Source organism: Pseudomonas sp. WS 5412 (genome assembly GCF_012985615.1).
GTDB classification, from domain to species: Bacteria; Pseudomonadota; Gammaproteobacteria; order Pseudomonadales; family Pseudomonadaceae; genus Aquipseudomonas; species Aquipseudomonas shahriarae.
The window spans coordinates 62536-87319 of sequence record NZ_JAARMB010000005.1 but is presented as its reverse complement, the minus strand read 5'-3'; the positions used below and the strand labels follow the sequence as shown (position 1 = coordinate 87319).

The following is a 24784-nucleotide window of genomic DNA, read 5'->3' as shown; positions in this document are numbered from 1 at the left end:
TTTCGCCTTACGGTTACAGCGGCGCGTTCTATTACGGTAAAGTCGCCTATAACTGGTAGTACACAGGAGACCTAAGCGATCTGCCATGACCGTTCTCGAATCCGAACTTCTGCAATTGGCTTACCCGCCGCGGCTTGATCTGGGGCCGCAACTCACTCACGAACAATTGATGAGCTCGATGCAGGCCACCATGGGTCTGCACAAGGGTGGGCCGGTCTGGCTGTTTGCCTATGGCTCGCTGATCTGGCGCCCTGAGTGTTCGGCAACCCAGCGCCTGCGCGCCCGGGTCCATGGCTATCATCGAGGCCTGTACCTGTGGTCCCACGAGCACCGGGGTACGCCGGAGTTACCGGGGCTGGTGTTTGGCCTGGATCGCGGCGGCTCGTGCAGCGGTTTTGCTTACCGCCTGCCGGAAGATCAACTGGAGGCCTCGCTCTATGCCTTGTGGCAGCGCGAGATGCCTTACCCATCCTATCGGCCACACTGGCTCAGTTGCCGGCTTGAAGACGGCAATCAGGTGCAGGCATTGGGTTTTGTGCTGGAGCGACACCTGCCCAGCTATGCCGGTAACTTGCCCGACAGTGTGCTGAACCAGGTGTTTGCCAGCGCTTGCGGGCGTTACGGCACCACTCGCGATTATGTCGAGCAGACCGTCAACGCCCTGCGTAGCCACGCCATGCCAGACAAGAATCTGGAGGCGCGGCTCAAGCGATGTGCCAAAGGCATCGCGGCGATTAACGTGCCGAGCTGACGCTATTGGTGTGCCACAGGGTTGGGATCAGGAACGCGATGGCCAGCAGGCACGCGCCGATCAGCAGCACAAAGCCGCCGTCCCAGCCGAAGTGGTCCACGGTGTAGCCCATGGCTGCACTGGCTGCCACCGATCCGCCCAGGTAACCGAACAGGCCGGTAAAACCTGCGGCTGTACCTGCGGCTTTCTTCGGCGCCAGTTCCAGGGCCTGCAGGCCGATCAGCATCACCGGGCCGTAGATCAAAAAGCCAATGGAGAACAGCGCGATCATGTCGACCATCGGGTTGCCTGGCGGGTTGAGCCAGTACACCAGGGTCGCCACGGTCACCAGAGCCATGAACACAATGCCGGTCAGGCCACGGTTGCCACGGAAGATCTTGTCCGACATCCAGCCGCACAGCAGCGTGCCGGGGATCCCCGCCCACTCGTAGAAGAAGTACGCCCAGGACGACTTGTCGACGGTGAAGTGCTTGGCTTCCTTGAGGTAGGTCGGTGCCCAGTCCAGCACGCCGTAGCGCAGCAGGTAGACGAACACGTTGGCGAAGGCGATGTACCACAGCATTTTGTTGCGCAGCACGTACTTGACGAAGATTTCCTTGGCGCTGAATTCGTCTTCGTGGCTGGCGTCGTAGCCTTCCGGGTAGTCGTTCTTGTACTTCTCGATCGGCGGCAGGCCCACCGATTGCGGGGTGTCGCGCATGGTGATGAAGGCAAACGCCGCCACTGCCAAGGCCACGGTGGCCGGGACGTAGAACGCTGCGTGCCAGTCGTTGAACCAGGCCATGCCCAGCAGGAACAGCGGGCCGATCAGACCGCCGCCGACGTTATGCGCCACGTTCCACACCGACACCACGCCGCCGCGTTCTTTCTGCGACCACCAGTGCACCATGGTCCGCCCACTTGGCGGCCAGCCCATGCCCTGGGCCCAGCCGTTGATGAACAGCAGAATGAACATCATGGTCACGCTGGAGGTTGCCCAAGGCGCGAAACCGAAAATGAACATCACCCCGGCCGATACCAGCAAGCCAAACGGCAGGAAGTAGCGCGGGTTGGAGCGGTCGGACACCAGGCCCATGAGGAACTTGGACAGGCCGTAGGCAATGGCGATTGCCGACATGGCCAGGCCCAGTTGACCACGGGTATAACCCTCGTCGATCAGGTACGGCATGGCCAGGGAGAAGTTTTTGCGCAGCAGGTAGTAACCCGCGTAGCCAAAGAAAATACCGGCGAAGATCTGCCAGCGCAGTCGTCGGTAGGTACTGTCGATCTTTTCTTCAGGCAGGGGTGCCTGGTGGGGGGCAGGACGAAAGAAAGCAAACATTCAAGAGCTCCAAATTTCTTGTTTTGACTGCGGATGCGAATGTTACAGTTTCGTTACCGAAAATAGCATCGCCTCTTATCTGCAAACACAGGAAACGGGAGTAATTGCATGTTCTTTTACGAACATGTCGCTAATAGATAAGTATGGGGCGCGATCAGATTCCTCATCGCACTGAAGATCAAATGTAGGAGCTGGCTTGCCTGCGATGGCGGTAGACCAGTTACCAAAGACGTAGCTGACCCACCGCCATCGCAGGCAAGCCAGCTCCTACATAAATTGCATTTCAAATCACTGGCGGACCTGCACGACCACCTTGCCCACTGCCTTGCGCTGCCCCAGGTCATTGATCGCCTGCGCCGCGTTGTCCAGCGGATACACCTGCGACACCAGCGGCTTCAACTTCCCCTCGGCATACCAACCAAACAGCTGCTGGAAATTCGCCGCGTTATCCTGCGGCTGGCGCTGGGCAAACGAGCCCCAGAACACTCCGACCACCGCTGCGCCCTTGAGCAGCGCCAGGTTCACCGGCAGGTCGGGGATACGCCCGCTGGCAAACCCCACCACCAACAGACGGCCGTTCCAGGCAATGGCGCGGATGGCCTGGTCAAACAGGTCGCCCCCTACCGGGTCATAGATCACATCGGCACCGTTGCCATCGGTCAGGCGCTTGATCTCATCCTTGAGGTTGCTTTCGCTGTAGTTGATCAACTCATCGGCGCCCGCCGCCTTGGCCACGGCCAGCTTGTCGGCACTGCTGGCGGCGGCAATCACCCGGGCACCCATGGCCTTGCCGATCTCCACGGCAGCCAGGCCCACGCCACCGGACGCGCCCAGTACCAGCAGGGTCTCGCCAGCGGCCAGGTGGCCACGCTGCTTGAGGGCGTGCATCGAGGTGCCGTAGGTCATGCTGAAGGCGGCAGCGGTGTTGAAATCCATGCTCGGCGGAATCGGCAGCACGTTATAGCCCGGTACCGCGACCTGCTCGGCAAAGCTGCCCCAGCCGGTCAGCGCCATGACCCGGTCGCCGACCTTCAGGTGGCTGACCTTTTCCCCGACTTCGCTGACCACCCCAGCCGCTTCGCCGCCCGGCGAGAACGGGAAGGGCGGTTTGAACTGGTACTTGCCCTCGATGATCAGCGTGTCCGGGAAGTTCACCCCAGCGGCATGGACGTCCAGCAGGATCTCGTTCTTCTTGATCGCCGGGCTTTCGACGTCTTCCAACACCAGGGTTTCGGCAGGGCCGAAGGCTTTGCACAGCACGGCTTTCATCGGACTATTCCTTTTGGCGTATTGGCCGATAAGTGTAGGTGGGTAAGGTCACGGGTCAACGAGCATGCCCCGGCCTGATAAGTCGCCATAAGCTTGTGCTCTGCCTTGCTAGCGTTATGCTACTGGCAACCGAATGTGAGGAATGAACTGTGAAAGCGTGGATCCTGTTGATGCTGGCCCTGACGTTGCCGATGGCAGCCCATGCCGAAGAAGCCAAGGAAGGCGAAGCGCCGAAGGTCAGCTATTACAGCCTGACGCCGCCTTTTGTGGGCAACTATGCCCTGGATGGCGGCCCGAAACTGCGGGTGTACAAAGCGGATGTGGCCCTGCGCGTGACCGGCCCCGAAGCGGCGGCGGCGATCAAGGCCAATGAGCCGTTGATCCGCAACCAACTGGTGGCGTTGTTTACCCAGCAGACTGTCGAGAGCATGGGCAGTGTCGAGGGTAAGGAAAAGTTGCGTCAGGAAGCGTTGAAGCAGACGCAGCAAGTGATGAATGACGAGACGGGCAAGCCGGTGGTTGAGGATTTGTTGTTTAACAATCTGATTATCCAGTAGCGCCCATCCTGTGGGCGTCGGCTTGTTGGCGATGGGGCCTTGAAGCTACCGACGCTCACAAGGCCGTCACCGTCAGCAACCCGAACTTTGGCGCCAACCTCAGGAGGGGTAACGCCTCTGCACGATGATGATAAAGATTCAGAGGCTCGGTTGGTTTCTATTGTGGAGGTTTTTCTATCGCAAACGTTATGCTTTTGGAGACGGAAATTGTGGGGCCTCCGCCTGATCCAGGATTATCGAATATAAAAGTAAAACGATAAGTTTTTCCTTTTGAAACATGGGTATCCTCGGAGGATATCCAGCTATGCCAATTGCCGCCCTTTATAGGTACTCTTGCCAGTACCGCCCCACTGGGGCATATAACTTCAAATATCGAATTTCTGCTTTGGTTGAGTCCACTAAATTTATACTGGATCGTGGAGACAAGTCCGGATAGGCGGGAGTTCAATGAGTTTGGAAAACCAGCAACTAAGTTGCTGGTTATAATAGGGCTTATATATAGATTTTCACTCTTTTTCTATCCGTTCGCCATACCCCATCGGGGGGCGCGTCGAAGACAAAGTAGAACTCGAATGTGTCTACTGTGTTAGATGTTGTGTATTTTGTTGACGACCCCCAAACGCGCCATTGGCCATCTTGTGGAGGGTGGACTGCTAGTATCGGGCCGCCGAAGGTAACAGAGTGAATCTCGAAACGCGGGTTTTTTCCCGTCACCGCACCTCGTTCAAACATATAGCGGAGCGCATGTATGATGTAAATGCCATTACTCCAAGTGGCTTCAACCTCGATTGCTCCTTTGTATCCATGTAATGAATATTCCCCTCTCACTGTTGTTACGCTGGTGGGGTTATTTCGGTCGACCTTAATCTCTATTGTTTCTGAGGGGGCTTCGTCGCTGGAGCCCTTCTTGTCCGAGCCTGATATGTCGCTCATTTTTTACTCTCCCGAGAGTCTCGATGCAATGAATTTGCGGTCGATTGTTATAGTTAATAACGAGAGATAAACGCCGGCTACTGTCAGAATTGACAGTTTTTCATTTTGTTTTTTAATAAGCTCAGTGATTTTTATAAGTGAAAGTTCAAGAAGCCAGACTCTTCCTGAACCGCGCCAACGCCACCGCAAAAAACAACAAGCCAATCCCCGCCAGCGCCAGCAAATCCGGCCACACCACGCTCACCCCCGCATCGCGAAACAGAATCGCCGCACTCAAACTCACAAAATGTGTGGATGGCGAGCCCTGCATCACCCATTGCAACCATTCGGGCATGCTGTCCAGCGGCGTACTGCCGCCTGACAACAGCAGCATCGGAATAATCACCGGGATCGCCAGCAAGCCAAACTGCGGCGTCGAGCGGGCGAGGGTAGCGAGGAAGATGCCCAGGGCAGTGCTGGCAAACAGATACAGCGCGGTTACCAGCAGGAACAGACTCAATGAGCCGGCCAGCGGCACGCCGAGCATGCCCTTGACCACCACTTCCAGTGACAGCCAGGTACACAGCACCACCACCAGCATGTTGCTCCAGATTTTTGCCAGCATGATTTCCAGGGCGGTCAGCGGCAGGACCAGCAAATGGTCGAGGGTGCCATGTTCGCGTTCGCGCAGTAGCGCGGTGCCGGTCAGGACGATGGCGAGGATGGTGATGTTGTTGACGATCTGGATCACCGCCAGGAACCAGCCGCCTTCCAGGTTGGTGTTGAACAATGCCCGGGTGGTGAGGGCCGCCGGTGCGCGCTGGCGGGTGTCCGCCTGGCCGCTGTAGGTCAGCAATTCACGCTGGAAGATCCGCCCGATATAGCCCGCGCCCATAAAGGCCTGGCTCATCGCCGTGGCATCCACATTGACCTGCACGCTCGGCTGGCGGCCGGCCAGCAGGTCGGCCTGGAAATTGGCCGGCACGTTGATCACGAAAGTGTACTGGCCGCTGTCCATGACCTTATCCAACTGGTCGTAGGCCAGTGGCACGGCGGGCTGGAATTCCGGTGGTTGCAGGGCTTCGGCCAACTGGCGTGACAATTGGCCATGGTCTTCATCGACAAAGGCCACGCTGGCGTTATGCACGCCAATCACTGAACCGGCCGCTGGCATATAAATGGCGACGGTGAAGGCGTAGAACAGAAACAGCAGCAACACGCTGTCGTGGCGCAGGCTGGTGAGCTCTTTGATTCCCAGGCGCAGGATATGGGCGAACTTATGCATCAGGCCTCCTGCTTCTTGAGCATCACCAGGCTCAGCCCGGTGAACCCCAGGAAAAACCCGAACAGCGCCAGGCACTGTGGCCACAGCTGGCGCAGGTCCAGGGCTTTGGTAAAGGTGCCGACGGCGACATCCAGGAAGTAGCCGGCGGGAAACAGCATGCCCATCAGCGCGGCCGCCCCTTCCAGCGAGGAGCGCGGCACGATCAGCCCGGAGAACTGGATGGTCGGCAGGCTGGTGATGATCATGGTGCCGAGAATCGCCGCGATCTGGGTGCGGGTGAACGCAGAAATCAGCAGGCCCATGCTGGTGGTGGCCAGCACATACAGCAGGCCGCCAAACGCCAGGGTCACGCCACTGCCCTTGAACGGCACGCCGAACAGCCAGCGGTTCATCGCCACCAGCAGCGCCAGGTTGATCAGGCTGATAACCAGATACGGCGCCTGCTTGCCGAGGAGAAACTCCAGGCGGGTCAGCGGTGTGGCGTAGAAGTTAGTGATCGACCCCAGCTCCTTCTCGCGCACGATGCCCAAGGCGGTGAGCATGGCCGGGATAAACGCCAGGATCAGTGCCATCACGCCGGGGCCGATGGCATTTACGCTGACCACGTCCTGGTTATAGCGAAAGCGCGTCTCCAGTCTGGCGGCGGCGGGCTGGGCTCGCGGGGAGCTGTTGAGTTCCGCCAACTGCTGCAGATTGGCCTGGTGTACCGCTTCGACATAGTTGCGGCTGGTCTCGGCGCGAAACGGCATGCCGCCATCCAGCCAGGCGGCCACTGCCGGTTGGCGCCCGGCGTACAGGTCGCGGCCAAATCCGGGAGGAATCTCCAAGGCGAGTTTGATTTCCGAGCGTTGCAGGCGCCGGTGCAGCTCGGCCGAATCGCTGATCGGCGGCTGTTCGGCGAAGTAGCGCGAACTGCGAAAGGCCTCCAGATAGGCGCGGCTTTGTGGCGTCTGGTCCTGGTCATACACGGCGAAGGCGAGCTTCTCCACGTCCAGGGAAATGCCGTAGCCGAAGATCACCATCATGAAAATCGCCCCGAGCAGGGCAAAGGCCATGCGCACTTTGTCGCGCAACAATTCCTTGCCTTCGCGACTGGCCACTGCCAGCAGGCGGACCAGGCTGAAGCCGCGCTTGCTGACTGGCGGCGTGGTCGGTGTGCTGACGGTTGCGCTGGGCGCGGCGGCTTCTGGGGCTTCCTGGGCTTGTTCCAGACAGGTGACAAATGCGGCTTCCAGGGTCTCGCCGTGGAAGTGTTGCTGCAGGGCGTCCGGGGTGTCGCAGGCCAGCACCTTGCCGGCGTGCATCAACGAGATGCGGTCGCAGCGCTGGGCTTCGTTCATAAAGTGGGTGGAGAGAAAAATCGTCACCCCTTGCTCGCGGGACAACTCCACCAGCAAACGCCAGAAATCGTCGCGCGCGGCGGGGTCCACACCGGACGTGGGTTCGTCGAGGATCAGCACTTCCGGGCGATGCAACACCGCCACGGCCAGGGACAGGCGCTGGCGCAAACCCAGGGGCAGCTCGCCGGAGGGTTGTTCGGCGACACTGCCCAGGTCAAAACGCTGGATCAATTCTTCGATGCGCGGGCCGCTGTCGGCCTTGGGCAGGTCGAACAACTGTGCGTGCAGCACCAGGTTCTGGCGCACGCTGAGCTCACCGTACAGCGAGAAGCTCTGGGACATAAAGCCCACGCGCTTGCGGGTTGCCAGGTCCTTGGCATTTACCGGGTTGCCCAGCAGTGTGGCGCTGCCTTCACTGGCCGGCATCAGCCCGGTGAGGACTTTCATGGTGGTGGTCTTGCCGCAGCCGTTGGAGCCGAGAAAGCCGAAGATCTCGCCACGGCCAATAGCGAAGCTGACTTTGTTGACAGCCGTAAAGTCGCCAAAGCGCAGGGTCAGGTCGTGGGCTTCGATGGCGATGTCGGTGTTGTCGTTTGCCCGAGGAGGGATCACCAGCGGCTGGTTGTTGTGCGCGCTGTCACCCTGGAAATGGGTGAAGGCCTCATCCAGCTTGCCGCTGGGCGTGACCGCCGCCAGTTCGCGGCTCAGGCCATCGGCGATCAGCTTGCCGCGGTCGAGCATCAGGCAGTGCTCGAACTGCTCGGCTTCTTCCATGTAGGCCGTGGCCACCAGCAGCGTCAGTTGCGGGCGTTCGCTGCGTACGGTTTCTACCAGTTCCCAGAAGCGCCGGCGTGACAAAGGGTCGACGCCGGTGGTGGGTTCATCGAGGATCAGCAAGTCCGGGTCGTGGATCAGCGCGCAGCACAGCCCTAATTTTTGCTTCATCCCGCCCGACAGTTTGCCCGCCGGCCGGTCGGCGAAGCGTGCCAGGTCGGTGGCCAGCAGCAGGTTGTGCATGCGCTGCTCGCAATCGGCTTTGGACAGGCCAAACAGGGTGGCGAAAAAACGGATGTTCTCGCTGATGGACAGCTCGGGGTACAGGTTGCCGCCCAGGCCCTGGGGCATAAACGCGATCAACGGGTACAGGCTGTTGCGGTGGCGGCGGTCTTCGATGGAGCCGCCCAGCACCTGCAAGTCACCGTCCTGCAGTTTTTTCACCCCGGCGATCAAGCCCAACAGGCTCGACTTGCCCGCCCCATCCGGGCCGATCAACCCGCAGCGGGTACCGGCCGGCAGGCTGAAGGCGATGTCGATCAGCGCCTGTTGCTTGCCGTAGCGGTGGTTGATGCCCGTGGCCTGCAGCGCCAGCCCGGTCATTGCAGGTTGGCCGGCCAGTCCAGGTCGGCGGTGCGCACATAGCCGGCGCCGGGCATGCCGGGCTTGGCCTGGGGCACGGCGCTCGGTTGAGTCAGGCGCAGTTTGACGCGGAACACCAGTTTCTGGCGCTCGTCGCGGGTTTCCACTTCTTTGGGGGTGAACTGCGACTTGGCGGCGACAAAGCTGATCTTCGCTGGCAGGGGTTGATCCGGCAGCGCATCGAGCACGATCCGCGCTTCACTGCCCACGGTCAGGCGACCGGTGACGGAGGCGGGCAGGTAGAGGTTCATGTACTGGTCATTCGGATCTATCAGCAGCAACACGCGCCCGCCGGCACCGAGCACTTCGCCAGGTTCGGCCAGGCGCAACTGGATGATGCCGTCGATGGGCGCGCGCAGGCTGCTGTCTTCGATCTCGCTGGTCAGTTGTGCCACCTGGGCCTGGGCCGCACCGATGGCGGCCTTGACCGCATTGACCTGGGCCTGGGCTGCCGTCACCGCCGCATTGCCGGTGTTCTGCCGTGCCTGTTGCTGGTCGATCAGCTGTGCGCTGGCGAAGCCGCGGCGGTACAGCTCCTGGGTGCGCTTGAGTTCCTGGCTGGCCAGCAGGTTTTCGCTCTGGCGCAATTGCACGTTGGCTTCGGCGGCGGCGAAGTTCTCCTTGGCGCGCAGCACTTCGGCCTCGGCCTGGGAACGCTGGGCTTCGAGGGTGCGGGTGTCGATACGCGCCAGCAGTTGGCCCTTGAGCACTTTGTCGCCTTCATCGACCCGCACTTCAGCCAGGCGGCCGGGGATCTTGGTGGCGATCTGCACTTCGGTGGATTCCAGCCGGCCATTGCCCATGTTCAAACCTTCCGGCAGGCGGTCCAGGGTGGACTTCCAATAGCCGAAGCCACCGGCGGCCACCAGCAATAGAATCAGGAGAAAGGCAAAGAAGTGCGAACTGCGATGTGACGTCGACATGGGTGCATCCTGCGGTGTTAGCGTCCTAGTTTGCCGGGATCGTAACCGATAGCCGTTGATACCGGTCAAATGAATACCGTTAGGCGTTAACGCAGGGCCATTACCGCCGCCCATTGCTGGGCCGTCACCGGCATCACCGACAAACGACTGCCTTTTTGCACCAGCGGCAGTTCGGCCAGGGCCGTCTGTTGCTTGAGGTAGCCCAGCCCGAGAACGTTGGGGAAGGTCTCGACATGCGCCACTGTAATGGCGCTCCATGGATTTTTTTCCGGGGTGGCCTTGGCATCGAAGTAATGGCTGTCAGCTTCCAGCGCTGTCGGGTCTGGATAAGCCGCCTCAATGATTTTCCCTACGCCGGCAATCCCCGGTTCGGGGCAACTGGAGTGGTAAAAGAAGAACGCGTCACCCACGGCCATGGCCCGCAGGAAGTTGCGTGCCTGGTAATTGCGCACGCCATCCCAGCGCGCCTCGCCGAGTTTTTCCAGGCCCTTGATGGACAGCTCATCGGGCTCGGACTTCATCAGCCAATAGGCCATGGTTTTGCTCCTTTGCAGGGGATTGGGCAGGTTGTCTGTCAATTTCATGACAAACCGACGGTCGGTTGACGTCAAGGTTTGCGTGTTGGTTCACGTTACCGCAGAATGCCGGGATTTTAAGCTTGACGCAGCTGGAACGGACTACTTTGGAACGTTGCTGTCATCGTGTGTGATAGGCCTGAAGGGGGGCAATCGATGAAACGCAAACCGGATTTACTATGGATTTTGGTTATTTTGTTCGGTCTGGGCGTCGTGACCACCGGGTACGCGCAAAGCCTGTGGTCGAACAAGACCGAAGCCCCGGTTGAATTTGCACAGCAGCAGCCACAAACCTTCAAGCGTTGATGCTATTTCGGCGCCGTTGATTCCAGCGGCGTCCCCTCTGCGATATACCACTTCTTATCGGTAACGGTGCCATTCAATGGCACGTCCCAGCTGGCCTGCGCCAGTCGTTTGACTTTCTGGCACTCATGGGCCAGGCCCAGCAGCGTCGGCTTGCGCCACGACGAGCGGCGCGCCAGGTACGCCAGGCTGCGATCGTAAAAGCCGCCGCCCATGCCCAGCCGCCCGCCCGCATCATCGAAACCCACCAATGGCAGCAGCACCAGGTCCAGGGCCCAGACCTTGCGCTGGCGCCCGATATTGACCTGTGGCTCAAGAATGCCGAAGCGATTGGGCGCAAGTTTTTCCCGGGGACGTACCCGTTGGAACACCATCTTGGTCCGTGGCCAGGCGCTGAGCACCGGCAGGTAGGTGGCCTTGCCCCGGCGCTGGGCAGCGCGCAGCAGCAAGCGCGGATCGATTTCGCCATCCGTTGGTAGGTATAAAGCAATATGTTTGGCCCGGCGAAACAGCGGGTGCTGTGCCAGTTGCCGATACAGGCCAAGAGCTGCCTGGCGCTGCTCGCCCGGCGTCAGGGCGCGGCGGGCATTGCGCAACATGCGTCGAAGTTGCGGACGGGAAAGCGGCGCAGGTTCGGTCATGGTGTTCGGCTCATAAAACAATGCCAGTCCGGGGACTGGCATTGAGTTTGGGAATTCAGGCTCCCCGACAGAACCGCTGTCGACTAAGCCCTTGAACCCGAAAGTTCAAGGTGGAAGAAGCAGTAGGCTTTAAGGCTTTCCGTCTAGCGGACATGCACACCAGCCCAACGTGCAACTTCCAGGGTAGTGCGAATCGGCTCCGGGACATCGCCGACTGGCAAGCACGCCAGGGAGTGGGGCGAGTATACCCCAAACAGACTCGGCAATCAGCCCTTGGGTGCGTCTGAATCGCTGGAAAGCACCAGATCCACACGTTCCAGCAGGTCACGCACCTGCTCGCGTGTCGAGCCGCTGGCCTGTACGTCAGGGCGCTCCTGCTTATGCAGCAAATCGTGGGTAATGTTCAGGGCGGCCATCACGGCGATACGGTCGGCACCGATGACTTTGCCGCTGCTGCGGATTTCACGCATCTTGCCATCCAGGTAGCGGGCGGCGCTCACCAGGTTGCTGCGCTCTTCCTGGGGGCAGATGATCGAATACTCTTTGTCGAGAATCTGCACGGTGACGCTATTGCTTGAACTCATGAGTCTTGCTCCAGGGCCTTCAGGCGCGAAATCATCGACTCGACCTTACGCCGGGCGATTTCGTTTTTTTCAATGAGGTGAGCGCGTTCCTCGCGCCAGGTCTTTTCCTGAGCTAATAGGAGTCCGTTTTGACTCTTTAGTTGCTCGACCCGGGTAATTAGCAATTCGAGTCTGGCCATCAGCGCTTGCAAGTCGGCGTCTTCCATAGGGTTCCACTGGATTTGTCTGATGAATGGCAACTGCAGGATAAACGATCTGACGCCCTTGATAGTCGGGTGCGTCTGCCGGTGCTAGGATACAGCGCTTCATTCTAGACATCGCGCCGCCTGGCGCCTAGCTCATCATGCCTATTCAGAATTCCCCGTACGACGCTTTTTCCAAACTGCTGAGCTCCAGCGGTCACCCTTGCTCGCCTGCCGAACTGCATGGCGTGCTGCTGGGCCGTAGCTGCACCGGTGTCGGCTTTGACGCCGACAACTGGCTGGCCGACGTCGCCGAGCTGCTGGAAACCGAGCCTACCGAAAACGTGCGCAACGCGTTGATCGGCTTGCAAGAAATGGTTAAAGGCGAGCTGACCGGTGATGACGTCACCGTAGTCCTGCTGCTGCCAACCGATGATGCGCCGCTCACCGAGCGTGCTGCTGCACTGGGTCAATGGTGCCAGGGCTTCCTCCATGGCTTTGGCGTGAACGCCGGCGGCCTGGAGTTGAGCACCGACGCCAAGGAAGTGTTGCAGGACCTGGCAGCCATCTCCCAGGTGCAAGACGCCCTGGAAGAGTCCGAAGACGGCGAAGGCGACTATATGGAAGTCATGGAATACCTGCGCGTCGCGCCGCTGCTGCTGTTCACCGAGACCAAAAAGTCTGCTGAACCCGCAGCAGTCAAGCCGTCGCTGCACTAAGAGAGGGAACCCACCTGCCCATGATCCATATCCCCAAAGCGGAATACACCCGCCGCCGCAAGGCGCTCATGGCGCAGATGGAACCCAACAGCATCGCGATCCTGCCGGCCGCCGCCGTGGCGATCCGCAACCGTGATGTCGAACACGTCTACCGCCAGGACAGCGACTTCCAGTACCTGAGCGGCTTCCCCGAGCCCCAGGCAGTGATTGTGTTGATGCCTGGGCGCATTCACGGCGAGTACGTGCTGTTCTGCCGTGAACGCAATGCCGAGCGCGAATTGTGGGACGGCCTGCGCGCCGGTACCGAAGGCGCGATTCGCGAATACGGCGCCGACGATGCCTTCCCGATCACCGATATCGACGACATCCTGCCCGGCCTGATCGAAGGTCGCGACCGGGTGTATTCGGCCATGGGCAGCAATGCCGAGTTCGACCGGCACCTGATGGAGTGGATCAACGTGATCCGCTCCAAGGCGCACCTCGGTGCGCAGCCGCCGAACGAATTCGTTGCCCTGGATCATCTGCTGCACGACATGCGCCTGTATAAATCCGCCGCAGAAGTGAAGGTCATGCGCGAAGCCGCACGGATTTCCTGCGCGGCCCATATCCGGGCAATGCAGGCCAGCCGCCCGGGGTTGCATGAATTCAGCCTGGAGGCCGAGCTGGACTACGAGTTCCGCCGGGGCGGGGCGAAGATGCCGGCCTATGGCTCCATCGTCGCTTCGGGGCGCAACAGCTGCATCCTGCACTACCAGCAGAATGATGCGGTGCTCAAGGACGGTGACCTGGTGCTGATCGACGCCGGTTGTGAAATCGACTGCTATGCCAGCGATATCACCCGTACCTGGCCGGTCAACGGCAAGTTTTCCGCCGAGCAGAAGGCGATCTACGAAGTGGTGCTGGCCTCCCAGGAAGCCGCCTTTGCGCAGATCGCGCCGAACAAACACTGGAACCAGGCCCATGAGGCGACGGTGCACGTCATCACCGCTGGGCTGGTGAAGCTGGGCTTGTTGCAAGGTGACGTGGACGAGTTGATCGCCAGCGAAGCCTACAAGGCGTTCTATATGCACCGCGCCGGGCACTGGCTGGGCATGGATGTGCATGATGTGGGCGAGTACAAGGTCGGCGGCGAGTGGCGGGTGCTGGAAGTGGGCATGGCCCTGACCGTGGAGCCGGGCATCTACATTGCCCCGGATAACCAGAACGTGGCAAAGAAATGGCGTGGCATAGGCGTGCGCATCGAGGATGACGTGGTGGTGACCAAGCAAGGCTGTGAAATTCTGACCGGTGGCGTGCCCAAGACCGTGGCCGAGATTGAAGCACTGATGGCGGCCGCCCGATGAGCCGGGTCAACCTGGCGATTATCGGTGGCGGCCTGGTGGGCGCCAGCTTGGCGCTGGCGTTGCAGGCCGGGGCCAAGGCTCGCGGTTGGAAGATCGTGCTGATCGAACCCTTTGCCCCCGGCGACAGCTACCAGCCGAGCTACGACGCACGTTCCTCGGCACTGTCCTTTGGCGCGCGACAGATCTACCAGCGCCTGGGTGTGTGGCAAGACATTTCCCGGCGCGCCGAGCCGATCAGGCAGATCCATGTTTCCGACCGTGGGCGCTTCTCTACCGCGCGCTTGTCGGCGCTCGAAGAGGGCGTACCGGCCCTGGGCTATGTGGTGGAAAACGCCTGGCTCGGGCAGTGCCTGTGGCAAGGCCTGGACAAAGACGTGATCAGTTGGCGTTGCCCCGCAGAAGTCAGCCGCCTGGAACCGCTGGCCGACGGCTACCGCCTGACCCTCAACGATGAAACTGTCATCGAGTGCGATCTCGCGGTACTGGCCGATGGTGGCCGCTCCGGCCTGCGCGAGCAGTTGGGCATTGGCGTCAAGCAACGGCCTTACAACCAGAGCGCCCTGATCGCCAACATCACCCCCAGCGAAGCCCATAACGGCGAGGCTTTCGAGCGTTTCACCGACGAAGGCCCGATGGCCTTGCTGCCGCTGGCAGACAACCGTTGCGCACTGGTCTGGACCCGCGTCGGCATGGACGCCCAGCGCTTGGCGCAACTGGATGAACGCAGTTTTCTCAGCGAGTTGCAGGGCGTGTTTGGTTATCGCCTGGGCACCTTGAAACAGGTTGGCGCGCGGCACTTGTATCCGCTGACCCTGGTGGAGGCCGATGAGCAAGTGCGCTCGCACCTGGTGATCCTCGGCAATGCCGCCCACAGCTTGCACCCGATTGCCGGCCAGGGTTTCAACCTGTCGCTGCGCGATGCCTATGCGCTGGCCGAGGCCCTGTTGGCCGGGCCGCAAGTGCCGGGCGACCTGGCGACCTTGCAGGCCTACCGCGAACGCCAGCGCCTGGACCAGCAATTGACCGTGGGCTTCTCCGACCAGGTCACCCGCCTGTTTGGCAGCGGCCAGCCGCTGGTCGCCATGGGTCGCAACCTCGGCCTGTTGGGCCTGGACCTATTGCCGCCGGCCAAGCGCTGGTTCGCCCGGCAGGCCATGGGCCTGGGCACGCGTCCCGATGCGTAAGTGGTTGACGGAGCGCCTGGGCAAGGCGCGGTTGTTGCGCTGGATCATGACCCTGTATCCGCCGTATCTGGGCGCAGGCGTCCGTGTGCAGCACATGAGCGCTGATTTTCGTCAGGTGAAGGTGCGCATGGGCCTGGGCTGGTACAACCGCAACTACGTCGGTACGCAATTTGGCGGCAGCCTGTACTCGATGGTCGACCCGTTCTACATGCTGATGCTGATGGAGAACCTGGGGCGCGACTACATCGTCTGGGACAAGGCCGCGACCATTGATTTCATCTCGCCGGGCAAAGGCCCGGTGTTTGCCGAATTTTCCATCGACCAGGCCTTGCTCGATGAGGTGCGACGGCAGACCGAGGGCGGCGAGAAATACTTGCCGCACCTCAAGGTGCAGATTCACGACGGCTCCGGCACCCTGGTGGCGCGAGTCGACAAAACCCTTTACGTGCGGCGCAAGCCGCCAGCGAGACAGGCATAAAGCATGGACATGCGCGCAGATGTGCTGATTGTCGGGGCCGGAATGGTCGGAAGCGCCCTGGCGCTGGCGTTGCAGGGCAGTGGCCTGCAGGTGCTGCTGCTCGACGGCAGCCCAATGAGCGTCAAGCCATTCGACGCCGATGCGCCGTTTGAACCGCGGGTGAGCGCCTTGTCGGCCGCCAGCCAGCGCATCCTCGACCGCCTGGGTGTGTGGGATGGCATCGCCAGCCGCCGCGCCAGCCCCTACGGCGAGATGCAGGTGTGGGATGGCAGCGGCACCGGGCAGATCCACTTTTCGGCGGCCAGTGTGCATGCCGAGGTGCTGGGGCATATCGTCGAAAACCGCGTGGTCCAGGACGCCCTGCTTGAGCGCCTGCACGACTGCGACCTGGGCCTGCTGGCCAATGCACGCCTGGAGCAGATGCGCCGCTCCGGCGATGACTGGCTGCTGACCCTGGCCGATGGCCGCACTTTGCGCGCGCCGCTGGTGATCGCCGCCGACGGCGCCAACTCGGCTGTGCGCCGCCTGACCGGCACCGCCACCCGCGAATGGGATTACCTGCACCACGCCATCGTCACCAGCGTACGCAGCAGCCAGCCGCACCAGCGTACCGCCTGGCAGCGCTTCACCGACCATGGTCCGCTGGCGTTCCTGCCGCTGGTACGCGATGGCCAGGAAGATTGGTGCTCGATCGTCTGGTCGACCACGCCAAGTGAGTCCGAACGCCTGATGGCCCTGGACGACGAAAGTTTCTGCCGCGAACTGGAGCGCGCTTTTGAAGGGCGCCTCGGCAGCGTGGTCAGCGCCGACCCGCGTCTGTGCGTACCGCTGCGCCAGCGCCACGCCAAGCGCTACGTCGCCGAAGGCCTGGCGCTGATTGGTGATGCTGCCCACGTTATCCACCCATTGGCGGGGCAGGGGGTGAATCTGGGGTTCCTCGATGCCGCCGTGTTGGCCGAGGTGCTGCTAAAGGCGTGCGAGCGCGGTGAGCGCTTGGCGGATGTGAAGGTGCTCAGTCGCTACGAGCGTCGGCGCATGCCGCACAACCTGGCGCTGATGGCGGCGATGGAGGGCTTTGAACGGTTGTTCCAGGCTGACCAGTTGCCATTGCGCTGGTTGCGCAATGCGGGGCTGAAGATGGTCGACCAGATGCCCGAAGCCAAGGCGCTGTTTGTGCGCCAGGCATTGGGCTTGACCGGAGACCTGCCGGATCTGGCCAAGGCCTGAGGCCATCTGTCGCACCTTAAATGGCACTCGTGCAACATCTCGTAACTCCTCCGGCCAGTGTTCGGTTGAGATGCTAAATGTGAGTCCTTATCATTTGCGCTCACTTTTCCTACGAGAGACCGCACCTATGTTGGCACCCAAGCGCCTCCTGACTGCCCTGGCACTCACCCTTATCGCCAGCACCACCGCCCAGGCGGCTGACGAAGTGGTGGTCTACTCCTCTCGTATCGACGAGTTGATCAAGCCGGTGTTCGACGCCTACACCAAGAAAACCGGGGTGCAGGTGAAGTTCATCACCGACAAGGAAGCGCCGCTGATGCAGCGCATCAAGGCCGAAGGCCAGAACGCCACCGCCGACCTGCTGCTGACCGTCGATGCTGGCAACCTCTGGCAAGCCGAGCAGATGGGCATTCTGCAGCCGTTCACTTCCAAGGTGATCGACGCCAACATCCCCGCGCAATATCGCGCTTCCAGCCACGCCTGGACCGGCTTGAGCCTGCGGGCGCGGACCATCGCGTACTCCACCGACCGCGTGAAGCCGGCAGAGCTGACCACCTACGAAGCCCTGGCTGACAAGCAATGGGAAGGCCGCCTGTGCCTGCGTACCGCGAAAAAGGTCTACAACCAGTCGCTGACCGCCACCCTGATCGAGACCCATGGCGCAGAAAAGACTGAAGAAATCATCAAGGGCTGGGTCAATAACCTGTCCACCGATGTCTTCTCCGATGACGTCGCGGTATTGCAGGCAATCAACGCCGGGCAGTGCGACGTGGGGATCGTCAACACTTACTACTACGGCCGCCTGCACAAGCAGGATCCGAAGCTGGCAGTCAAATTGTTCTGGCCGAACCAGGGCGACCGTGGTGTGCACGTCAACCTGTCGGGCATTGGCCTGACCAAGTACGCCCCGCACCCGGAAGCCGCCAAGGCTCTGGTGGAGTGGATGACTACGCCTGAGGCGCAGAAGATCTTTGCCGACGTCAACCAGGAGTTCCCGGCCAACCCGGCGGTAGAACCCTCGGCTGAAGTGGCGAGCTGGGGCAAGTTCAAGGCTGACACCCTGCCGGTGGAAGTGGCGGGCAAGCGCCAGGCCGAGGCGATTCGCCTGATGGATCGTGCGGGCTGGAACTGAGTACAATTTGTAGGACGCCGCAGTTCTAATGTGGGAGCGGCTTGTGTAGGAGCTGGCTTGCCTGCGATAGCATCACCCGGTATCGCTGATAAACCGAGGTGTCTGCATCTCAGGCAAGCCAGCTCCCACACAAGCCCGCTCCCACAGTGTTTTGTGCAGGTCTCCACATCATCCACTGCTTGAGAATTCCTTTTGGCCCACCCCGCCCAACGCCGCTGGTACCTGCCAGTCTTCACTGTCGCCGCCCTGGTGCTGCTGCCGTTGAGCGTGTTGTTGCTGTCCTGGCAAAGCATCGACACGCAAATCTGGTCGCACCTGTGGGACACCCAGATGCCGCGTCTGCTGGGCAACACCTTGACCCTGGTGCTGGGCGTCGGGGTCGGTGTAACGGTGCTGGGCGTGAGCCTGGCGTGGCTGACCAGCCTCTGTGAGTTCCCCGGCCGGCGTTGGCTGGACTGGGCGTTGATGCTGCCGTTTGCCATCCCGGCCTATGTCCTGGCGTTTGTCTTCGTCGGCCTGCTGGACTTCTCCGGGCCGGTACAAACCTTGCTGCGCGAGTGGTTCGGCACGGGCCTGCGCCTGCCGCGCGTGCGCTCCACCAGTGGCGTGATCATCGTGCTGGTGCTGGTGTTCTATCCCTACGTCTACCTGCTGGCGCGCACCGCCTTTCTGGCCCAGGGCAAGGGGTTGATGGAAGCGGCGCGGGTGTTGGGCCAATCACCCTGGCAGGCATTCTGGCGGGTGGCCCTGCCCATGGCGCGCCCGGCCATCGGCGCCGGCGTGGCCCTGGCGTTGATGGAAACCCTGGCGGATTTCGGCGCAGTGTCAGTGTTCAATTTCGACACGTTCACCACCGCCATCTACAAGACCTGGTATGGCTTTTTCAGCCTGTCCAGCGCCGCGCAACTGGCGAGCCTGCTGCTGTTGGTGGTGATGCTGGTGCTCTACGGCGAGCGCCGGGCCCGTGGCGCCAGCCGCCCGAGCAACGAGCGACCGCGGGGCAAGGCGCTGTATCACCTGAGTGGCTTCAAGGCCGCCGCCGCCACTGGCTGGTGCGCCCTGGTGTTTGCCTGCGCCTTTGTCATCCCGATGCTTCAACTGCTGGCCTGGTTCTGGCAGCGCGGGCGTTTCGACCTCGACGAGCGCTACGCCGGGCTGATCGTGCATACCCTTTACCTGGGTGGCATGGCCGCGTTGATCACCGTCAGCGTGGCGTTGCTGCTGGCGTTTGCCAACCGCCTGGCGCCGACCCGCGCCATCCGCGCCGGGGTCAGCCTGGGCAACCTGGGCTATGCCTTGCCGGGTTCGGTATTGGCGGTGTCGATCATGCTGGCGTTCAGCTATTTGGACCGCGAGTTGGTGATCCCTGTGTCCAGTTGGCTGGGCGGTGCTGGCAAACCGTTGCTGTTGGGCAGCCTGTCGGCGCTGCTGATGGCCTATCTGGTGCGCTTCCTCGCCGTGGCCTACGGCCCACTGGAAAACAGCCTGGCGCGCATCCGCCCGTCCTTGCCGGAAGCAGCGCGCAGCCTGGGGGTAAGTGGGCCACGACTGTTTTGCAAAGTGTATCTGCCACTTTTGTTGCCCGGCACCTTGAGCGCCGCGCTGCTGGTGTTTGTCGATGTGCTCAAGGAAATGCCCGCGACCCTGCTGATGCGCCCGTTCGGCTGGGATACGCTGGCGGTACGCATCTTTGAGATGACCAGCGAAGGCGAGTGGGCGCGCGCCTCCTTGCCCGCCCTGACCCTGGTGTTGGTCGGCCTGTTGCCGGTCATCGGCTTGATCCGACGTTCGGCGCGACGAATCGGTTAGGTGTCAGTCCTACGGCTTGAGGCTACAATGCGCGGCATTCGGTGCGGCCCGTCTTTCGGGTTGGGTTGCTGATTGTGGCTGCAAGCCTTGTATTTCAAGGTGTGTAGCCCGAACAGCAACCGTCCGCACCTTCGCCACGCCCGGAAGGAGAAACCCATGGGACAGCGTACGCCTCTGTATGACCTGCATCTCGCCCTTGGCGCGAAAATGGTCGATTTTGGCGGTTGGGATATGCCTCTGCACTACGGCTCGCAAGTCGAGGAGCACCATCAGGTGCGCCGTGACTGCGGGGTGTTTGATGTTTCCCACATGACCGTGATCGATATCTCGGGCCTGCAGGCCAGGGAATGGCTGCAGTACCTGTTGGCCAATGATGTCGATCGTTTGCATGGCTGCGGCCATGCGCTGTACAGCGCCATGCTCAACGAGCAGGGCGGGGTGGTGGACGACATGATTGTCTACCGCACCGAAGAGGGTTACCGGCTGGTGGTCAATGCGGCCACCCGCGACCAGGATATCGCCTGGATGCAGAGCCAGTTGGGCAGCTACCAGGTGCTGATGCGCGAACGCCCGGACCTGGCCATGCTGGCGATCCAGGGCCCCCAGGCCCGGCACAAGATTGCCGAGTTGGTCACCCAGTCTCGCGGCGTGTTGATCCAACAGCTCAAGCCTTTCGAGGGGCGTGCCGACGGTGACTGGTTTATCGCGCGCACGGGCTATACCGGCGAAGATGGCCTGGAAATCGTCCTGCCTGCCGATCAGGCCCCGGGTTTTTTCAACGACCTGGTAGGTGCGGGCATCTCGCCCATCGGCCTCGGTGCTCGCGATACCCTGCGCCTGGAGGCCGGCATGAACCTCTACGGCCAGGATATCCACCTGAATGTGTCACCGTTGGCCGCCAACATGGCCTGGAGCATCGCCTGGGAACCCGTCAGCCGCGATTTCATCGGGCGCGCCGCCCTGGAAGCCGAGCGTGCGGCCGGGGTGCAGCTCAAACTGGTAGGCCTGGTGCTGGAAGAACGCGGGGTTTTGCGCGCTCATCAAGTGGTTCGTATCGCCAATGTTGGCGAAGGAGAGATCACCAGTGGTAGTTTCTCTCCTACGCTAAGCAAATCCATTGCCCTGGCGCGTGTACCGATGGCAACCGCCGACCGTGCCGAGGTAGAAATTCGCGGTAAGTGGTACCCGGTGCGAGTGGTCAAACCGACCTTCGTGCGCCATGGTAAAACCTTGATCTAATCTTTTCCGGGCCAATGGCCGCTGACATTTCTTTTTGAGGACACAGACTATGAGCGATATCCCTGCCGCACTACGTTTTGCCGAAAGCCACGAATGGGCACGCCTGGAAGCTGACGGCAGTGTGACCGTCGGGATCTCCGATCACGCCCAGGAAGCATTGGGTGATGTGGTTTTTGTTGAGTTGGCTGAGGTGGGCAAAGTGTTCGCTGCAGGCGACGCAGCAGGTGTTGTGGAGTCGGTGAAGGCTGCTTCGGATATTTATTCGCCAGTGTCGGGCGAAGTGATTGCGGTCAACGAGGCCTTGGCCGATGCCCCTGAGTCGCTCAATGACAAGCCGTACGAAGCCTGGATCTTCAAGGTCAAGCCAAGCAATGCCGCCGAACTGGACAAGCTGCTGGATGCCGCTGGCTATAAAGCCGCCATCGGCGAGTAACACCGCCCCCTGTAGGAGCCGGCAAGCCGGCTCCTGCAAAGGTCAGGGCTTGAGCGCCTGCTTCACCGCTGCGACAGCACGCTCCACATCCGCCTTGGTCATCGCCGTAAACATCGGCAACGACACAATCAAACGCCCGACTTTTTCCGCTACCGGGAACATGCCTTCCCTGAATCCCTGTGCCCGATACAAACTCAGCAAGTGGATCGGTGGGTAGTGATAGCCGATGCCCACACCCTGAGCCTGCATGCGCTCCATAAACGTGGCGCGGGCCGGCAGGCCATCCCCACGCTCAGGCAGTACCAGTTGGAACAGGTGCCAGTTGCTGTTTTCAAAGTCCGCGGGCGGTAATTGCGCGCCGTACGTTGTCTCGAAGTCGCTGCCAAAACACTCGAAATAATGCCGGGCCAGCGCTTGGCGATGGGCAGTTATCTGCTCGATATGGGCAAACTGGCCCAGGCCAATGGCGGCGGCGATATCGGTCATGTTGAACTTGCCGCCCAATACATCCACGTCCAGGCCATCAAACCCGCTGCGGGTCACGCCTTGCAGGCGGTACTTCTCCGCCAGGCGCGCTTCCTCAGCATTGTTCAAAACCAGGCAACCGCCTTCGGAACAGGTGATGTTCTTGTTCGCCTGGAAACTGAACGAGACAAAATCCCCGGTGGCGCCAATGCGCTGGCCATCCCAACGGGAGCCCAGCGCCTGGGCGGCATCCTCGATGATCCGCAGACCGTACTTGTTGGCCAGCGCGTAAAGCATCGGCATGTCCAGCGGCAGGCCGGCCAGGTACACCGGAATGATCGCCTTGGTGCGCGGCGTAATAGCCGCTTCCAGTCGGGCCAGGTCGATATTGCGGGTCACCGGATCAATATCGGCAAACACCGGCGTGGCGCCCACCTCCAGAATCACATTGGCCGTTGCCACCCAGGAAATCGGCGTGGTGATCACTTCATCCCCCGGCCCGACACCGGCGATGCGCAAGGCAATCTCCATGGTGCAGGTACCGGAGTTGAAGGTGCGTACCGGCCGGCCGCCAAAATAGTCCGACAGCTGCGCTTCGAACGCCTGCACCTTGGGCCCGCTGGTGATCCAGCCGGAACGCAACACATCACCGACCGCCGCGATGGTGGCTTCATCAATGGTAGGTTTTGAAAACGGCAGGAAGGGCAGTTGGCTCATGACGTTGAAGGCATCCGTTTTAAGAAGAACTAAGAATAAAAGCTCATATCAACCCCGGTATCGTCGCACGGGGCAACTGAATATAGCCTGTCGTCCGTGAACGAATCGTCGAACGACGAGCGCAAAAAAGCCGCTTCATAAGCGGCTTTTTTGCGTGTCGTGTATTACTCGGCGGCGATGGCGTTCTTCGCCAGGATGGCGTTGGCCAGTTCCATGTCAGTGGCCTTCAGGCCGGGGTTGTCGGCACGCACTTTCTGCATGGCGGCTTCCAGGTAAGGGCCACGGATGCCGCCGTCGCTGGCGACGAAGCTACCGGCGTCGTCCTGGGCGGCGACTACCAGCTTGTGGTCCTTGAAGGTCAGGTACGTGGAGCCGGTGGTGGCGCCCGATGAGATGACATTACGCCAGAAGCTATCGGCCATGGCCGATCCAACTGGGAGAGAGAGCACGGCGAGGGTGGCGACAGCATATTTGAGACGCATGATGGGTGACTCCGACTGGGTTATCTGAACGGTTTGATTGTAGATAACCCAGCCTAGTTCCATGACTGACTAAACAGTTTCGATCCGTAAAATCACGCCGTCCTGACCAATCACCCGTACTTGAGCCCCTACAGGCGCATCGGGGCCGGTGACCATCCAGACGCCGTCACCGACCTTGATCTTGCCCCGACCGTCGATAATTGCCTGATGCACCACAAAGGTGCGGCCAACCAGCTCCGATCCGCGCATATTCAGCCCTGGCTGGTCGCTGGCCTTGGCACTGCTGCGCTGGCGCTTCCACCAGTACACCGCCGTCAGTATGGACAGCACGGCAAACAGCAGCAGTTGCAGTTCCAGCCCAAGCCCCGGAATCAGGAACTTGAGTACGCCAACGGCCGCCGCCGCGATCCCCATCCACAGCAGATAACCGCCGGCACCAAACACTTCAAGAATCAACAGCACCGTGCCCAGCGCCAGCCAATCCCAGAACGACAGGTGTTGCAGGAATTCCCACATGGTGCCGGCCTCAGGCTTTCTTGTTGTCGAAGGTAGCCTTGACGATTTCGCCGATGCCGCCCACCGCACCGATGACCTGGCTGGCCTCCAGCGGCATCAGAATCACTTTGCTGTTGTTGGCCGAAGCCAGCTTGCCCAGGGCATCAATGTATTTCTGCGCGACAAAGTAGTTGATGGCCTGCACGTTACCGGTGGCAATCGCTTCCGACACGACCTGCGTAGCGCGGGCTTCCGCCTCGGCCTGACGTTCACGGGCTTCGGATTCGAGGAACGCGGCCTGACGACCCCCTTCAGCCTCGAGGATCTGCGCCTGTTTCTTGCCTTCAGCGGTCAGGATTGCAGAAGCCCGCAGGCCTTCGGCTTCGAGGATCTGGGCACGCTTGATCCGCTCGGCCTTCATCTGACCGGACATGGCAGCCATCAAGTCGGCAGGCGGGCTGATGTCCTTGATCTCGATACGGGTGATCTTGATGCCCCAGGGAGCAGTGGCTTCATCGACCGTGCGCAGCAGCTTCTCGTTGATGCCGTCGCGCTGGCTGAGCATGGCGTCCAGCTCCATGGAGCCGAGCACCGTACGGATATTGGTTTGCAGCAGGTTGCGGATCGCATGTTCGAGGTTGTTCACCTCGTACGCCGCCTGGGCGGTGTTCACCACCTGGAAGAAACACACTGCGTCGATCTGCACCGTGGCGTTATCGGCGGTGATCACTTCCTGAGGTGGAATATCCAGCACGCTTTCCATGACGTTGATCTTGCGACCGATGCGGTCCATCACCGGAATGATGATATTCAGGCCCGGCTTGAGCGTATTGGTGTAGCGGCCGAAGCGCTCCACTGTCCACTGGTAGCCCTGGGGTACGACCTTGAAGCCCATGAACAGGATGGCGATGGCCAAGCCTACGAAGAGAAGAAGCACTGTTCCGATCTGCATAACGATTCCTTGTCTGGTGGTGGCGGTAACGCGAAGTCTGTCGATTGTAA

At 61.1% G+C, this 24784-nt stretch carries 26 protein-coding genes and 1 other RNA gene; 12 read left to right on the top strand and 15 right to left on the bottom strand.

Translation table 11 applies throughout. From position 1 onward, the window contains the following. Window positions 1-85: 85 nt before the first annotated feature. Entirely contained in the window at window positions 86-751 is a 666-nt protein-coding gene (locus HBR94_RS08995; protein ID WP_057440451.1) for a gamma-glutamylcyclotransferase, read from the top strand. On the opposite strand, the gene glpT is transcribed toward HBR94_RS08995, so the two are convergent. Both glpT and HBR94_RS08985 read right to left on the bottom strand, forming a co-directional pair. Then, window positions 735-2072, bottom strand: coding sequence for a glycerol-3-phosphate transporter (gene glpT, locus HBR94_RS08990; protein ID WP_057440450.1), 1338 nt, complete (start codon window positions 2070-2072; stop codon window positions 735-737). The genes HBR94_RS08995 and glpT overlap by 17 nt on opposite strands. A gap of 288 nt (window positions 2073-2360) precedes the next feature. Continuing rightward, the gene (locus tag HBR94_RS08985; RefSeq protein ID WP_057440449.1) at window positions 2361-3341 is read right to left on the bottom strand and encodes an NADPH:quinone oxidoreductase family protein; all 981 of its coding nucleotides are present in this window, start codon (window positions 3339-3341) and stop codon (window positions 2361-2363) included. A 149-nt stretch (window positions 3342-3490) separates the two neighbouring features. Here HBR94_RS08985 and HBR94_RS08980 point away from each other — a divergent pair, with 149 nt between their 5' ends. Then, the gene (locus HBR94_RS08980; protein WP_029289542.1) at window positions 3491-3898 is read left to right on the top strand and encodes a flagellar basal body-associated protein FliL; all 408 of its coding nucleotides are present in this window, start codon (window positions 3491-3493) and stop codon (window positions 3896-3898) included. A 492-nt stretch (window positions 3899-4390) separates the two neighbouring features. On the opposite strand, the gene HBR94_RS08975 is transcribed toward HBR94_RS08980, so the two are convergent. The 5 genes from HBR94_RS08975 to HBR94_RS08955 form a co-directional block, all read right to left on the bottom strand. After that, window positions 4391-4831 carry a hypothetical protein gene (locus tag HBR94_RS08975; RefSeq protein ID WP_170044529.1) on the bottom strand — a complete coding sequence of 147 codons (441 nt, stop codon included), beginning with the start codon at window positions 4829-4831 and terminating at the stop codon, window positions 4391-4393. A gap of 145 nt (window positions 4832-4976) precedes the next feature. Further along, window positions 4977-6095, bottom strand: a complete 1119-nt coding sequence (locus tag HBR94_RS08970; RefSeq protein WP_170044528.1) for an ABC transporter permease — start codon at window positions 6093-6095, stop codon at window positions 4977-4979. Then, window positions 6095-8812, bottom strand: coding sequence for a ribosome-associated ATPase/putative transporter RbbA (gene rbbA / locus HBR94_RS08965; RefSeq protein WP_057440448.1), 2718 nt, complete (start codon window positions 8810-8812; stop codon window positions 6095-6097). The genes HBR94_RS08970 and rbbA overlap by 1 nt, the downstream gene beginning before the upstream one ends. Further along, window positions 8809-9774, bottom strand: a complete 966-nt coding sequence (locus HBR94_RS08960) for an HlyD family efflux transporter periplasmic adaptor subunit (protein WP_057440447.1) — start codon at window positions 9772-9774, stop codon at window positions 8809-8811. The genes rbbA and HBR94_RS08960 overlap by 4 nt, the downstream gene beginning before the upstream one ends. An 86-nt stretch (window positions 9775-9860) precedes the next feature. Further along, a complete protein-coding gene (locus HBR94_RS08955) occupies window positions 9861-10310 on the bottom strand; it encodes an EVE domain-containing protein (RefSeq protein WP_057960942.1) in 450 nt (149 codons plus the stop codon). A gap of 195 nt (window positions 10311-10505) precedes the next feature. Here HBR94_RS08955 and HBR94_RS08950 point away from each other — a divergent pair, with 195 nt between their 5' ends. Then, entirely contained in the window at window positions 10506-10655 is a 150-nt protein-coding gene (locus tag HBR94_RS08950) for a hypothetical protein (RefSeq protein ID WP_143110453.1), read from the top strand. A 2-nt stretch (window positions 10656-10657) separates the two neighbouring features. On the opposite strand, the gene HBR94_RS08945 is transcribed toward HBR94_RS08950, so the two are convergent. The 4 genes from HBR94_RS08945 to HBR94_RS08930 all read right to left on the bottom strand — a co-directional run bounded on the left by HBR94_RS08945 (window position 10658) and on the right by HBR94_RS08930 (window position 12083). Continuing rightward, on the bottom strand, window positions 10658-11293 hold the full coding sequence (locus HBR94_RS08945) for a 5-formyltetrahydrofolate cyclo-ligase (RefSeq protein WP_170044527.1): 636 nt from the start codon (window positions 11291-11293) through the stop codon (window positions 10658-10660). Window positions 11294-11350: 57 nt separating this feature from the next. After that, window positions 11351-11529, bottom strand: a non-coding RNA gene (ssrS, locus tag HBR94_RS08940) — 6S RNA. A gap of 30 nt (window positions 11530-11559) precedes the next feature. Continuing rightward, window positions 11560-11877 (bottom strand): cell division protein ZapA, encoded by a 318-nt coding sequence (locus HBR94_RS08935; protein ID WP_010207385.1) that lies wholly within the window; start codon window positions 11875-11877, stop codon window positions 11560-11562. Continuing rightward, complete coding sequence (locus tag HBR94_RS08930; protein WP_057440444.1) at window positions 11874-12083, bottom strand: TIGR02449 family protein; 210 nt, start codon at window positions 12081-12083, stop codon at window positions 11874-11876. The genes HBR94_RS08935 and HBR94_RS08930 overlap by 4 nt, the downstream gene beginning before the upstream one ends. A 137-nt stretch (window positions 12084-12220) precedes the next feature. Here HBR94_RS08930 and HBR94_RS08925 point away from each other — a divergent pair, with 137 nt between their 5' ends. The 9 genes from HBR94_RS08925 (at window position 12221) to gcvH (ending at window position 21623) form a co-directional block, all read left to right on the top strand. After that, window positions 12221-12778, top strand: a complete 558-nt coding sequence (locus tag HBR94_RS08925) for a YecA family protein (protein ID WP_057440443.1) — start codon at window positions 12221-12223, stop codon at window positions 12776-12778. A gap of 20 nt (window positions 12779-12798) precedes the next feature. Next, window positions 12799-14121: a Xaa-Pro aminopeptidase gene (gene pepP, locus HBR94_RS08920; protein ID WP_115129244.1), complete on the top strand. Its 1323-nt coding sequence runs from the start codon at window positions 12799-12801 to the stop codon at window positions 14119-14121. Further along, complete coding sequence (gene ubiH, locus HBR94_RS08915; RefSeq protein WP_170044526.1) at window positions 14118-15305, top strand: 2-octaprenyl-6-methoxyphenyl hydroxylase; 1188 nt, start codon at window positions 14118-14120, stop codon at window positions 15303-15305. The genes pepP and ubiH overlap by 4 nt, the downstream gene beginning before the upstream one ends. After that, the gene (locus HBR94_RS08910) at window positions 15298-15783 is read left to right on the top strand and encodes a DUF4442 domain-containing protein (RefSeq protein ID WP_057444198.1); all 486 of its coding nucleotides are present in this window, start codon (window positions 15298-15300) and stop codon (window positions 15781-15783) included. The genes ubiH and HBR94_RS08910 overlap by 8 nt, the downstream gene beginning before the upstream one ends. 9 nt (window positions 15784-15792) lie before the next feature. Beyond that, window positions 15793-17010 carry a 2-octaprenyl-3-methyl-6-methoxy-1,4-benzoquinol hydroxylase gene (locus tag HBR94_RS08905; protein ID WP_162947810.1) on the top strand — a complete coding sequence of 406 codons (1218 nt, stop codon included), beginning with the start codon at window positions 15793-15795 and terminating at the stop codon, window positions 17008-17010. 127 nt (window positions 17011-17137) lie between these two features. Further along, window positions 17138-18142 (top strand): extracellular solute-binding protein, encoded by a 1005-nt coding sequence (locus HBR94_RS08900; RefSeq protein ID WP_170044525.1) that lies wholly within the window; start codon window positions 17138-17140, stop codon window positions 18140-18142. A gap of 192 nt (window positions 18143-18334) precedes the next feature. After that, a complete protein-coding gene (locus HBR94_RS08895) occupies window positions 18335-19951 on the top strand; it encodes an iron ABC transporter permease (protein WP_057960937.1) in 1617 nt (538 codons plus the stop codon). Window positions 19952-20107: 156 nt separating this feature from the next. Beyond that, window positions 20108-21190 (top strand): glycine cleavage system aminomethyltransferase GcvT, encoded by a 1083-nt coding sequence (gene gcvT / locus HBR94_RS08890; RefSeq protein ID WP_057960936.1) that lies wholly within the window; start codon window positions 20108-20110, stop codon window positions 21188-21190. 49 nt (window positions 21191-21239) lie between these two features. Next, window positions 21240-21623 carry a glycine cleavage system protein GcvH gene (gene gcvH / locus HBR94_RS08885; protein ID WP_057440440.1) on the top strand — a complete coding sequence of 128 codons (384 nt, stop codon included), beginning with the start codon at window positions 21240-21242 and terminating at the stop codon, window positions 21621-21623. A gap of 42 nt (window positions 21624-21665) precedes the next feature. On the opposite strand, the gene HBR94_RS08880 is transcribed toward gcvH, so the two are convergent. From HBR94_RS08880 to HBR94_RS08865, 4 genes are all read right to left on the bottom strand, one after another. Further along, a complete protein-coding gene (locus tag HBR94_RS08880; RefSeq protein ID WP_170044524.1) occupies window positions 21666-22805 on the bottom strand; it encodes a DegT/DnrJ/EryC1/StrS aminotransferase family protein in 1140 nt (379 codons plus the stop codon). A gap of 164 nt (window positions 22806-22969) precedes the next feature. Beyond that, window positions 22970-23287 carry a DUF2388 domain-containing protein gene (locus tag HBR94_RS08875; RefSeq protein WP_057440438.1) on the bottom strand — a complete coding sequence of 106 codons (318 nt, stop codon included), beginning with the start codon at window positions 23285-23287 and terminating at the stop codon, window positions 22970-22972. A gap of 69 nt (window positions 23288-23356) precedes the next feature. Continuing rightward, window positions 23357-23803, bottom strand: coding sequence for an NfeD family protein (locus tag HBR94_RS08870; RefSeq protein WP_057440437.1), 447 nt, complete (start codon window positions 23801-23803; stop codon window positions 23357-23359). Between the two features lie 10 nt (window positions 23804-23813). Continuing rightward, on the bottom strand, window positions 23814-24734 hold the full coding sequence (locus tag HBR94_RS08865) for an SPFH domain-containing protein (protein WP_027608388.1): 921 nt from the start codon (window positions 24732-24734) through the stop codon (window positions 23814-23816). Window positions 24735-24784 lie beyond the last annotated feature (50 nt).